The organism is Streptomyces sp. NPDC059718 (assembly GCF_042733315.1).
Classification (GTDB): Bacteria; Actinomycetota; Actinomycetes; order Streptomycetales; family Streptomycetaceae; genus Actinacidiphila.
Genome location: NZ_JBHWGA010000016.1, coordinates 15678 through 27154 on the forward strand (window position 1 = coordinate 15678; position 11477 = coordinate 27154).

General features: G+C 73.0%; 12 protein-coding genes. 3 read left to right on the plus strand and 9 right to left on the minus strand.

Features of this window, described 5'->3' with window-relative positions; genetic code table 11:
• Positions 1-45: 45 nt before the first annotated feature.
• From ACFV3E_RS19320 to ACFV3E_RS19350, 7 genes are all read right to left on the minus strand, one after another.
• Positions 46-1002, minus strand: coding sequence for an anti-sigma factor RsbA family regulatory protein (locus ACFV3E_RS19320; RefSeq protein WP_500535708.1), 957 nt, complete (start codon positions 1000-1002; stop codon positions 46-48).
• Positions 1003-1056: 54 nt separating this feature from the next.
• Positions 1057-2172, minus strand: a complete 1116-nt coding sequence (paaE, locus tag ACFV3E_RS19325; protein ID WP_500535709.1) for a 1,2-phenylacetyl-CoA epoxidase subunit PaaE — start codon at positions 2170-2172, stop codon at positions 1057-1059.
• Positions 2172-2693 carry a 1,2-phenylacetyl-CoA epoxidase subunit PaaD gene (gene paaD / locus ACFV3E_RS19330; protein ID WP_500535710.1) on the minus strand — a complete coding sequence of 174 codons (522 nt, stop codon included), beginning with the start codon at positions 2691-2693 and terminating at the stop codon, positions 2172-2174. Before paaD ends, paaE begins: the two co-directional genes overlap by 1 nt.
• Positions 2690-3547, minus strand: coding sequence for a 1,2-phenylacetyl-CoA epoxidase subunit PaaC (gene paaC, locus ACFV3E_RS19335; protein ID WP_500535711.1), 858 nt, complete (start codon positions 3545-3547; stop codon positions 2690-2692). Before paaC ends, paaD begins: the two co-directional genes overlap by 4 nt.
• Before the next feature lie 9 nt (positions 3548-3556).
• Entirely contained in the window at positions 3557-3865 is a 309-nt protein-coding gene (gene paaB, locus ACFV3E_RS19340) for a 1,2-phenylacetyl-CoA epoxidase subunit PaaB (RefSeq protein WP_319136252.1), read from the minus strand.
• On the minus strand, positions 3862-4845 hold the full coding sequence (gene paaA / locus ACFV3E_RS19345; protein ID WP_500363626.1) for a 1,2-phenylacetyl-CoA epoxidase subunit PaaA: 984 nt from the start codon (positions 4843-4845) through the stop codon (positions 3862-3864). The genes paaB and paaA overlap by 4 nt, the downstream gene beginning before the upstream one ends.
• Positions 4846-4955: 110 nt before the next feature.
• Entirely contained in the window at positions 4956-6161 is a 1206-nt protein-coding gene (locus ACFV3E_RS19350) for a thiolase family protein (RefSeq protein ID WP_500535712.1), read from the minus strand.
• A 108-nt stretch (positions 6162-6269) separates the two neighbouring features.
• On the opposite strand from ACFV3E_RS19350, the gene paaI reads away from it, so the two are divergent.
• The 3 genes from paaI to ACFV3E_RS19365 all read left to right on the plus strand — a co-directional run bounded on the left by paaI (position 6270) and on the right by ACFV3E_RS19365 (position 8964).
• Positions 6270-6683: a hydroxyphenylacetyl-CoA thioesterase PaaI gene (gene paaI / locus ACFV3E_RS19355; RefSeq protein WP_500535713.1), complete on the plus strand. Its 414-nt coding sequence runs from the start codon at positions 6270-6272 to the stop codon at positions 6681-6683.
• The gene (paaK, locus tag ACFV3E_RS19360; protein WP_500535714.1) at positions 6680-8026 is read left to right on the plus strand and encodes a phenylacetate--CoA ligase PaaK; all 1347 of its coding nucleotides are present in this window, start codon (positions 6680-6682) and stop codon (positions 8024-8026) included. Before paaI ends, paaK begins: the two co-directional genes overlap by 4 nt.
• A 140-nt stretch (positions 8027-8166) precedes the next feature.
• On the plus strand, positions 8167-8964 hold the full coding sequence (locus tag ACFV3E_RS19365; RefSeq protein WP_500535715.1) for an ArsR/SmtB family transcription factor: 798 nt from the start codon (positions 8167-8169) through the stop codon (positions 8962-8964).
• Positions 8965-9023: 59 nt separating this feature from the next.
• Here ACFV3E_RS19365 and ACFV3E_RS19370 read toward each other — a convergent pair whose 3' ends face one another.
• Positions 9024-10367, minus strand: a complete 1344-nt coding sequence (locus ACFV3E_RS19370) for a COG1361 family protein (protein WP_500535716.1) — start codon at positions 10365-10367, stop codon at positions 9024-9026.
• Between the two features lie 137 nt (positions 10368-10504).
• Positions 10505-11470, minus strand: a complete 966-nt coding sequence (locus ACFV3E_RS19375; RefSeq protein WP_500535717.1) for an acetylxylan esterase — start codon at positions 11468-11470, stop codon at positions 10505-10507.
• Positions 11471-11477 lie beyond the last annotated feature (7 nt).

Here is an 11477-nt window from a genome sequence, read left to right on the forward strand (position 1 = left end):
GCGGCGCGCCCGCCGGTCCCGCATCGGCCGGCCCCGCGCCGGCGGTCAGCCTCGCAGGTAGAAGCGCATGGTGGTGCCGTCGCCCGCGGTGCGCTGGCGCACCAGGTCGGCGATGCGGTGGACCATCAACAGGCCCCTGCCGTGCGGCCGGTCCCGGGACGCGGGGTGGCGGCCGGCGAGCGGGTCGGTCAGCCGCCCGCGGTCGTGCACCTCGCACACCACGTGGCCGTCCCCCGCCCAGACGCGGACGACGCCCGACCCGCCGCCGTGCAGCACGCTGTTCGTGATCAGTTCTCCGGCCGCGAGGGAGAACTCGGCGAGCCGCTCGCCGCCCAGGCCCAGCCGGCGTGCCTCGGTCGTCGCGACGTGCCGGGCGTCGGCGAGTTGCGGCTCCGCGAAGCCGAAGGCGAAGGCGCCGTGAGGGGGTTGCGGCAGCCGGTTGTGCGCGGCGATCACCCGGCGCGGTGCGTAGTGCGCGCTGCGTTCCTCACGGCCGCCGTCGACCACCACGGGATGCGTGGCGCGGGCCTCCGCCAGCACCGCGGCGTCCAGCCGGGTGGCGTCGTAGGGGCACAGGATCGTCACGGGGCGTCCGGCGAACGCCATGTTGATCAGTGCCTCGTGCTGGGCGCACGCCGGGTACTCCAGGGCGCTCCGCCCGGGCCAGACGGGCTCCCCGATGATCCGTACCCGTCCGGTGGGCCGGGCGTCGGCGAAGGCCCGCAGCACACCGGGGATGATGCGGCCGGGATTGCGCCCGGCCCGCTCCATGTCGACCCAGTGCACCTCGGCGCCGCGCGGGCCCAACGCGGCGCGCAACTGGGCGAGACGGGGCGGGGGCACGGCCACGGCGACCGGCTCCCCGGCGGCCATCCCGTCCAGCAGGAAGGGCACCGTGGCGGCCGTGTACTCCCGTGCGTTCCGGTAGAACAGCGCGGGGTGCACGAACGGCCCGGCGTCGGAGACCTCGCCGACCTCGCTCAGCACGTCGTCACCTCCCACCCCCGGGCCGACCTTACCAACCGGTTCCGGGGGGTGGGGGGCGCCGAGGAGGCGTCAGCTGTCGTAGTCGACCGTCAGGTTGTCGGACTCCGGGTAGCTCTGGCAGGTCAGCACGTAGCCCGCGTCGACCTCGGACGCCTCGAGGGCGAAGTTGCGGCGCATCTCGGCCTTGCCGTCGGTGACGAGCGCGCGGCAGGTACCGCAGACGCCGCCCTTGCAGGCGAAGGGCAGATCGGGGCGGGTGCGCTGGGCGCCGTCGAGGACGCTGCGGTCACGGGGCAGTGCGGCCGTGGTCGTACGGCCGTCGAGGACGATGGTGACCTGGCTGACCGGGCCCTCGACCACGGCGTCCTCGTGGTGCACCGGGGTCACGGGCTCGTCGTCCGCGTAGAACAGCTCCTGGTGCACCCGCTCCCCGGGCACGCCGAGGCCGGCGAGGACCTGCTGGGCGTCGACGACCATGCCGTGCGGGCCGCACAGCCACCAGTGGTCGGCGTTCGGGACGTCGACGAGGCCCTCGACGAGGGTGGCGAGCCGTCCGGCGTCGAGGCGGCCGGAGAGCACCTCGGCCTCGCGCGGCTCCCGCGAGAGCACGTGGGCGAGCTGGAACCGGGCGGGGTGCAGGTCCTTCAGCTCGGCGAGCTCGTCCGCGAACATCACGGTGTCGGTGCGCCGGTTGCCGTAGAAGAGCGTGACCCGGGACCCGAGGTCGGCGGCGAGGACGGACTCGGCGATGGAGAGCATCGGGGTGATGCCCGAGCCCGCGGCGATGAGCACATGGTGCCCGGACGCGCTGAGGTCGGGGGTGAAGGCGCCGGTCGGCCCCATGACCTCGACGGTGTCGCCCGGGCGCACCTCGTGCACCAGCCACGACGAGAACAGGCCGCCGGGCACCACGCGCACCCCGATGCGGGGGGTGGCGCCGGCGGGCGAGCAGATGGAGTACGAGCGTCGCTCGTCCCGGCCGTCGACCTCGCGGCGCAGCGTGAGGGACTGACCGGGCGCGAAGGCGAACTCCCCGGCCAGCTCCTGCGGTATGTCGAAGCTGACGGCGGCGGCGTCCTCGCAGAGCGGCTCGACCGCGGCGACCCGCAGGGCGTGGAAGGCCGGGCGGCGCCGGACGCGCGGGGCCGGCGCCTGCGCCTGCGGGGCGGGGATGGTCGGGGCCATCAGATCTCCTTGACGTACTCGAACGGCTCCAGGCAGGCACGGCAGCGCCACAGGGCCTTGCAGGAGGTGGCGGCGAAACGCGAGGTCTCCTCGGTGTCCGCCGAGCCGCAGCGGGGGCAGGCGACGTCGCGCCGGGTGGCGGTGAGCACCAGCGGCACCGGCCCGACGGCGCGCCGGGGCGCGGGACCGGGGGGTGCGATGCCGTGCTCGGCGAGCTTGCGGCGGCCCTCGGGGGTGATCCAGTCGGTCGTCCACGGCGGGTCCAGGACGGTGCGGATCTCGACCCGGTCGAAGCCCGCGGCGCGCAGCCGGGCGGCCACGTCGGCGCGCATCTCCGCCATGGCCGGGCAGCCCGAGTAGGTGGGGGTGAGGGCGGCCACGACCGTGCCGTCCTCGGTGACCTGGACGTCACGCAGGACGCCGAGGTCGGCCAGGGTCAGCATGGGCAGCTCGGGGTCCGGCACCTCCGCGGCGACGCGGGCCGCCCGGTGCGCGTCGGTGAGCACGGTCACGGCGCTCACCAGAGCGCTCCGGGGTGCGCGCGGGCGACGCCCTGCAACTCCGCGAGCAGCGGGGCGAGGTGTTCGGTGCGGTCGCCCTCACGGCCGTGGCCGGGCAGGGGATCGGCCTGGACCTCGGGCAGCCCGGCGGCCTCGGTGACCTGGCGCAGCGCGGCGGTCACCTCGTCCCGCACACCGGCCGGATCGGCCCCGCACGTGGCGCCGGCCGTGAACAGCTCCTCCAGGTAGGGGGCGACCTGTTCCAGGCCGGCCCGCATGCGGCGGTGCGACTCCTCGGTGCCGTCGCCGAGCCGTACCGCCCACTCGGCGGCGTACTGCCGGTGGTAGGTCAGCTCGTTGACGCCCTTGGCGGCGACGGCGGCGAGCACCGGGTCCTGCGCGGTGCGGGCGAGGCGCTCGAAGACGGCGAGCCGCCAGCAGGACGTGACGAGCAGCCGGGCCATGGAGAACGCGAAGTCCCCGCAAGGAAGTTCGGCCAGGCGGACGTTGCGGAAGTCGGCGGCGTCCCGGAAGTAGGCGTAGGCGTCCTCGTCGCGGCCGGTGCCGTCCACCTGACCAGCGCGGGAGTAGAGCAGACGGGCCTGGCCGAGCAGGTCGAGCCCGATGTTGGCGAGGGCCACCTCCTCTTCCAGCTCCGGCGCGCGGGTGCACCACTCGGCCAGGCGCTGGGCGCCGACCAGGGCGTCGTCGGCCAGCGCCAGGCAGTGGGCGGCCAGCTCCGCGGCGTCCACACCCTCGGGCACGGTGGTGTCGACGCCGTGCAGCGGGTCCTCGAAGCCGGTGCCGAAGGCCCAGCGGGCGTCGCTGTCGTCGTGCCCCTCGGCCAGGGACAGGTAGACGTGCTCGTCGCTCATGCCCTGCTCCTAGATGTGGGGGACGTCTTCGGGGATGTCGTAGAAGGTGGGGTGCCGGTAGACCTTGTCGGCACTGGGGGTGAAGAAGGGGTCCTTCTCGTCCCGCGTGGACGCGGCGATGTGCTCCGAGCGCACCACCCAGATGCTCACGCCCTCGTTGCGCCGCGTGTACAGGTCGCGGGCGTGGGTGAGGGCCATGCGGTCGTCGGCCGCGTGCAGGGAGCCGACGTGGACGTGGTTCAGGCCGCGCTTGCCGCGGACGAACACCTCGTACAGGGGCCACTCGGCCCGGGTCGTGCTGTCGCCGGTGGTGCTCATGCCACGGCTCCTTCCTCTGCCCGGGCCGCCTGCTTGGCGGCGTGGGCGGTCGCGGCCTCGCGCACCCAGGCGCCTTCCTCGTGTGCGGAGCGGCGGCGTGCCATCCGCTCGGCGTTGCACGGCCCGTCGCCGCTGATGACGCGCTGCAGCTCCGACCAGTCGGGGGTGCCGAAGTCGTGCCGACCGCGCTCCTCGTTCCAGCGCAGCTCCGGGTCGGGCAGGGTCACGCCGAGCTTGTCGGCCTGCGGGACGGTCATGTCGACGAACCGCCGGCGCAGCTCGTCGTTGCTGTGGCGCTTGATCTTCCAGGCCATCGACGCGGCCGAGTTGGGCGAGTCGCCGTCGGGCGGGCCGAACATCATCAGCGAAGGCCACCACCAGCGGTCCACCGCGTCCTGCACCATCTCCCGCTGGGCCTGGGTGCCGCGCATCATCGTCATCAGCAGCTCGTAGCCCTGGCGCTGGTGGAAGGACTCCTCCTTGCAGATGCGCACCATGGCGCGGGCGTACGGCCCGTAGGAGGAGCGGCACAGCGGCACCTGGTTGCAGATCGCCGCGCCGTCGACGAACCAGCCGATGACGCCGACGTCGGCGAAGCTGAGGGTCGGGTAGTTGAAGATCGAGGAGTACTTCTGGCGGCCCTCGATCAGACGCTGCGTGAGGTCCGCGCGGTCGATGCCCAGGGTCTCGGCGGCCGAGTAGAGGTACAGCCCGTGGCCGGCCTCGTCCTGGACCTTGGCGAACAGGATGGCCTTGCGGCGCAGCGACGGGGCACGGGTGATCCACTCGCCCTCGGGCTGCATGCCGATGATCTCCGAGTGCGCGTGCTGCGCGATCTGCCGGATCAGCGTCCTGCGGTAGCCGTCGGGCATCCAGTCCCGCGGCTCGATGCGCTGGTCCCGCGCGATCGTGGCGTCGAAGTGCTCCTGGAGCGGCGCCTGCGCGCCCTCCGCCGGCACGGTGGCGTTCGGTGTGGTCATCGATACCAGCTTCCCCTACCGACCATTCGTTCGGTTACAGTCTGACGAACTTTGCCGTACCCGGCAAGCCCTGTGGACGACGGTCGTCCGCGGTCCGCCGGGGCTTGCGCTCACACCCGTTCCACCAGCATCGCCACACCCTGGCCGACACCCACGCAGAGGGTGGCGAGGCCGCGGCGGCCGCCCTCGCGCTCCAGGCGGCCGAGGAGGGTGAGCAGGATGCGGGCGCCCGAGCAGCCCAGCGGGTGGCCGAGCGCGATCGCGCCGCCGTCGGCGTTGACCCGCTCCTCGTCCAGCTTCAGGCGGCGGACGACCGCGAGGGCCTGGGCGGCGAAGGCCTCGTTGAGTTCGACGGCGTCCAGGTCGCCGGTCTGCCATCCGGCACGGGCGAGGGCCTTCTCCGTCGCCGGGACGGGACCGAGGCCCATGAGGTGGGGCTCGACTCCGGCGGTGGCGGTGGTGACGATCCTGGCGCGGGGCGTGAGGCCGTACCGCTCGACGGCCGCGCGGCCGGCGACCACGAGGGCGGCGGCGCCGTCGGAGAGCGGCGAGGAGGAGCCGGCGGTCACGATGCCGTCCTCGCGGAAGATGGTCCGCAGGGTCCCGAGCTTCTCCAGGGTGGTGGAGGGACGCGGGCCCTCGTCACGGGTGACCTCGCCGCCCTTGACAGCGACCGGCACGATCTCGCGGTCGAAACGGCCGGCCTCCTGGGCCGCGACGGCCCTCCGGTGGCTGCGCAGCGCGAAGGCGTCGGAGTCGGCGCGGCTGATCCCGTCCAGGGCGGCGACCTCCTCCGCGGTCTCCCCCATGGACAGGGTGTCCTTGGCCGTGAAGCGCGGGTTGGTGAAGCGCCAGCCCAAGGAGGTGTCGTACACCTCGCCGGGCTTGGCCCACGGGGTGCCGGGCTTGGCCATCACCCAGGGGGCACGGGTCATGGACTCCACACCGCCGGCGACCACCAGGTCGGCCTCGCCGGAGCGGATCGCCTGCGCCGCCGAGGCGACGGCGGTGAGCCCGGAGGCGCACAGCCGGTTGACGGTGTAGCCGGGCACCGTGTGCGGCAGGCCGGCCAGCAGCACGGCCATCCGGGCGACGTCGCGGTTGTCCTCGCCCGCCTGGTTCGCGGCGCCGAGGATCACCTCGTCCACGGCACCGGCCGGGATCCCGGCGCGGCTCACGGCCTCGCCGACCACCAGGGCCGCCAGGTCGTCGGGGCGCACGGAGGCCAGGGCGCCGCCGTAACGGCCCTGCGGGGTGCGCGCGCCGTCGATCAGGAAGACCTCGTCTGCGGGTCGCGCGGGGAGGGGCTGGGACATGCGTTCCACCTCTTGACAGGCAGTTCGGATGCTGGATTACCTTGGGTGCCGCACGCTAACCGAATGTTCGGTCGGTTCACAAGGGTGGTGACGATCGTGAGGGATGCCATGGACGCGACACAGGGCCCGGCGGAGAGCATGTTCGCCGCCGACAAGGCGTCGCAGAGCCTGGGCATCGAGCTGCTGGAGACCGGCGAGGGGACGGCCGTGCTGCGCATGACCGTCACGCCCGCGATGGTCAACGGGCACGGGATCGCCCACGGGGGCTACCTCTTCCTGTTCGCCGACACCGCCTTCGCCTGCGCCTGCAACAGCCACGGCCCGGTGACGGTGGCCGCCGGAGCCGACATCTCCTTCGTCGCCCCCGTCCACGAGGGCGACGAACTGCTCGCCACCGCCCAGGAGCGCACCCGCTTCGGCCGCAGCGGCATCTACGACGTGAGCATCCTGCGGGGCGACCAGGTGGTGGCGGAGTTCCGCGGGCGCAGCCGCAGCATCGGACGCACGAAGGAGAACGGATGAGCAGCGAGCCGACGGACCGGGCGACCACGGGGGCGCGCCTGGGGGAGCCGCTCCCCGACGGCTTGCTGGACGCCGCCGAGAAGCTGGGCCCCGGAGAGCTGCGGGAGCTGCAGCTCACCCGGCTCCGGGCGACGCTGCGCCACGCGTACGACAACGTCGAGGCCTACCGGAAGAAGTTCGACGAGGCCGGGCTGCGACCCGAGGACTGCGCGAGCCTGGACGACCTGGCGCGCTTCCCGTTCACCACCAAGGCCGACCTGCGCGACAACTACCCCTTCGGCATGTTCGCCGTACCCATGGACCAGGTGCGCCGCGTCCACGCCTCCAGTGGCACGACCGGCCTGCCGACCGTGGTGGGCTACACCGAGAACGACCTGTCCATGTGGGCCGACGTGGTGGCCCGTTCCATACGCGCCGCCGGCGGGCGCCCCGGCCACAAGGTGCACGTCTCCTACGGCTACGGCCTGTTCACCGGCGGCCTGGGCGCGCACTACGGCGCGGAGCGCGCCGGGTGCACGGTGATCCCCGCCTCGGGTGGCATGACGGCCCGCCAGGTGCAGATCATCCAGGACTTCCGGCCCGAGATCATCATGGTCACCCCGTCGTACATGCTGACCCTGCTGGACGAGTTCGAGCGCCAGGGCGTGGACCCGCGCGGCACCTCGCTGCGGATCGGCATCTTCGGCGCGGAGCCGTGGACGGAGGAGATGCGCCGGGAGATCGAGGAGCGCATGGACATCCACGCCGTCGACATCTACGGCCTGTCCGAGGTGATCGGCCCGGGCGTCGCCCAGGAGTGCGTGGAGACCAAGGACGGCCTGCACGTGTGGGAGGACCACTTCTACCCCGAGGTGGTGGACCCGATCACGGGCGAGCCGGTGCCGGAGGGCGAGGAGGGCGAGCTGGTCTTCACCTCCCTCACCAAGGAGGCGCTGCCGATCATCCGTTACCGCACCCGCGACCTGACCCGGCTGCTGCCCGGCACCGCTCGACCCGCCTTCCGGCGCATCCAGAAGATCACCGGCCGCTCCGACGACATGATCATCCTGCGCGGGGTGAACGTCTTCCCCAGCCAGATCGAGGAGATCGTGCTGCGCACGCCCGGCGTGGCCCCGCACTTCCAGATCCGGCTCACCAAGCGCGGCCGCATGGACCACATGGAGGTCGTCGTCGAGGCGCGCCCCGACGCCGGGGCCGCGTCGCGCGAGGAGGCGGCACGCTCCATCGCGGCGGGCGTCAAGGACGGCGTGGGCGTCAGCGTCGAGGTGACGGTCGTCGACCCCGACACCGTCGAGCGGTCCGTCGGCAAGATCCGCCGCGTACGGGACCTGCGGGCCGGCTAGCGGCGCGCCCCGCACCCACGCCCACGCCCACGCTCCGCCACTCACGCCCTCGGTCGTGTCGCGTTGACATGCAGCCGTCCGGCTGCCTATGTTCGACAGGCAGCCGGACGGCTGCGTTTTCGGGACGGCGGGGAAGCGGGATGGACGAGGTCTTCAAGGCGCTGGCCGACGCGAGCCGCCGGCGGCTGCTGGACAGCCTCAACGCGCGCAACGGGCAGACCCTGCGCGAGCTGTGCGCGGGGCTGGACATGGCTCGCCAGTCGGTCAGCAAGCACCTGGCCGTACTGGAGGAGGCCCGGCTGGTCACCACGGTCCGGCGGGGCCGGGAGAAGCTGCACTACCTCAACGCCGCACCGATCAACGCCGTCGCCGAACGATGGATCGACCGGTACGACCGCGAGCGCGCGCAGGCGCTCGCCGACCTCCAGAGGGCATTGGAGCAGGCACCCATGAGCGAGTCCGCATTCGTCTACACGACCTACGTCCGCACCACACCCGAGCGCCTCTGGCAGGCGCTGACCGACCCGGCGTTCACGCGCCGCTACTGGGGCGTCGCCTTCGAGACCGACTGGGCGGCCGGCTCGGCCATGGTCTGGGAGGAGGGCGGCGCCCGCACCGCCGATCCCGCCCAGGTCGTGCTGGAGTCCGATCCGCCGCGCCGGCTCTCCTACACCTGGCACACCTTCACCCCGGAGTGGGCGGAGAACGCGGGGGTGAGCGAGGAGGTGCGCGCCCGGCTGGCCGGGGATCGCCGCTCCCAGGTGACGTTCGAGATCGAACCGCTCGGGGAGACCGTCAGACTGACGGTCGTCCACGAGGCCCACGACCCGGACAGCGGGGTGCTGGGCATGGTCTCCCAGGGCTGGCCCGCCCTCGTTTCGGGCCTGAAGACGCTGCTGGAGACGGGCGAGCCGCTGCCTGCACCGCAAGGCCGCTGACCGCCCCGCGGGGCACGTGGTGCGGGAGGCTCGCGCACCACGTGCCGGGGCGGGTCAGGTCAGTTGACCGCCAGGACCGCCGTGTTGTTGGTGGTGTCCGGGTCGTACGGGAACTCGCCGAACTCCGGGTGGATGCTCACGGCACCGGTCGCGCCGGGCACCACGGTGTCGATCCGCAGCGAGAAGTCGTACGAGCGCTCGGTGTTCTCCAGCACCCAGTACGGCAGGGAGCAGTCGTAGCGCGGCGCCCCCGTCTCCTGCGGGTAGTAGCCGCCGGAGAGGGTGTGCGGGTTACAGCCGGACGGGACGCCGGTGACCTTGGTGCCCGCGGGGACGATCAGCCGGACCGTCGCGACGGGGTCGCCGGAGCCGAGGTTTCCGAGCCAGGCCGGGCCGTTGTTGCGGAACGTGAGCCGGGCCGTCACCGTCTCGCCCGCCGCACCGGTGACCGCGTCGCCGGTCACCGCGAAGTCCGCGGTGTTGTCGGCGCTGACGCCGACCACCGTGTAGTTGTCACCGCTCTCGAGGTCCTCGGCGCCCCCGCCGGGCTCGACGCTGATGTCGAGCCGCTCGTTCATCGCGTACGGGGCGAGCACCGCCTTGAGCTTCTTGGGCAGCCGGAAGGAGTCCCCCGGCGCCAGCACCCGGTCGAAGGTGCACGTCGCGAAGGTCATCGGCGCGTACTCGCCGTCGTTCGACGTCGTGTAGGTGCAGCGCTTGTACTTGGTCAGCTTCTGGATGCCGTAGGAGGCCATGAACTTCAGCGTGAAGCCCTGCGCGCTCTCGTTGCCGTTGTTGGTCAGCCCGAACGGGAGCCGCACCGTGGCGCCGGGGGCGGCGTGCTGGACCGGGGCGATCTCCGCGAGCGACAGGTCCGGGCCGGAGGAGACGGTGAGCCTGGTGTCGGAGTCGCCCCGCGGAGCGGTGAGGGTGCCGTCGGGGCCGCCGACGGCGGTCGCCTCGTAGGTGATCCGGCCGGACGCCCCGCCCGCCGCACCGTCCGCCGCGCGTACCGAGAGGTGGATCTGCCTGCTGTAGTCGCCGCCGATCACGGGCACCTCGGGCACGTGGCAGACGGCGATCGTGCCGCTGGGCGTGCAGTTCTCCGGCCACGTCACCTCCGCGAGGCCCGCGACCCCGGAGATGTCCACGGTGACCTCGCCGTCGGTGACCGTGAAGTTGTCGTTGTCGTGGTAGATGCCGATGTCGAGCGTGCGCGTCTGCGGTTCTCCGCCGCCCGTGCCGAGGGGCAGCGACAGTTCGGACGGTGCGTTGATCCACAGCTGGTCGGTCTCGGCGGCGGCGGCCTGCGCGGGTACGGCGAGACCGGCCACGAACAGGCCGGCCGCCGCGACGGCAGAGGCTCCGAGGCGCAGCGAGCGCCCCACGGAGTCAGATCGCATGACTCTTCCCCAAGGGTGTGGCCACATCAGTGGTGCACCGGGGTCTCCGGTGCACCCGTATGACGATCAAGGAAGAGCGAAGGTTGTACGGCCTTCCACCTCAACTCCACATGATGAGGTCGCACTTCACGTTGCCCTCAGAGGCGCGCACGCAGGAAGGCCAGTGCCTCCTCGTCGTCGTCGACGGCGCCGCCCTCGTGCCCGTTCCAGGGCCAGACGGCGATCTCCTTGGGTCCCGCGTACGCGTTGTACGCGGCGAAGACCGTCGAGGGCGGCGTGATCTCGTCCATGAGGGCCGCGGAGAAGCGGGCCGGTACCCGGGCGCGGGCGGCGAAGTTGACGCCGTCGAAGTAGGACAGGGTGCGCATGGCCCGCTCGGTGTTGCCGCGGTGCACGGCGAGGTAGCGGCCGATCTCGCGGTACGGGTCCGCGTCCGTGATCACCGTGGCCCGGGGGAAGTCGCACAGGAACGGGACGTGCGCCACCAGGGCGTGGACCTCGGGGGCGAGGGCGGCCACGGCGAGCGCGGTGCCGCCGCCCTGGCTCGCGCCGAGGACGGCGATCCGGCCGGGGTCCACCGAGGGCAGCGTGCGGACCGCGTCCACGGCACGGACGGCGTCCGTGAACAGGCGGCGGTAGTAGTACGTGCGGGGGTCGTCGATGCCGCGGGTCATCATCCCGGGGGCCTGCGGGCCCGTGGTGCCGGAGTCGGGGGTGTCGCCGCGGCTCCAGCCCGACCCCTGGCCACGGGTGTCCATGTGGAGGTGGGCGAAACCCGCCGACGCCCACAGCAGGTTGTCCAGCGCGTGGCCCCGGCCGCCGCCGTAGCCGACGTACTGGACGACCGCGGGCAGCGGTCCCTCGGCACCGTGCGGCAGCCGCAGCCAGGCCCGCACCGGTTCACCGCCGTAGCCGGGGAAGGTGACGTCGAAGACGCGCACCGTGCGCAGCCGCGGACCGGGCGCGGGGGTGACGGTGACGGCCGCGGTCCCGGCGGCGCGCGACTCGGCGAGCGTCGTGCTCCAGAAGTCGTCGAAGTCGGCGGGCGCGGTCTGGGTGCTGCGGTGGTCCCGGAGTTCGGCCTCGGGGAGATCGGTGAACAACGTCGGC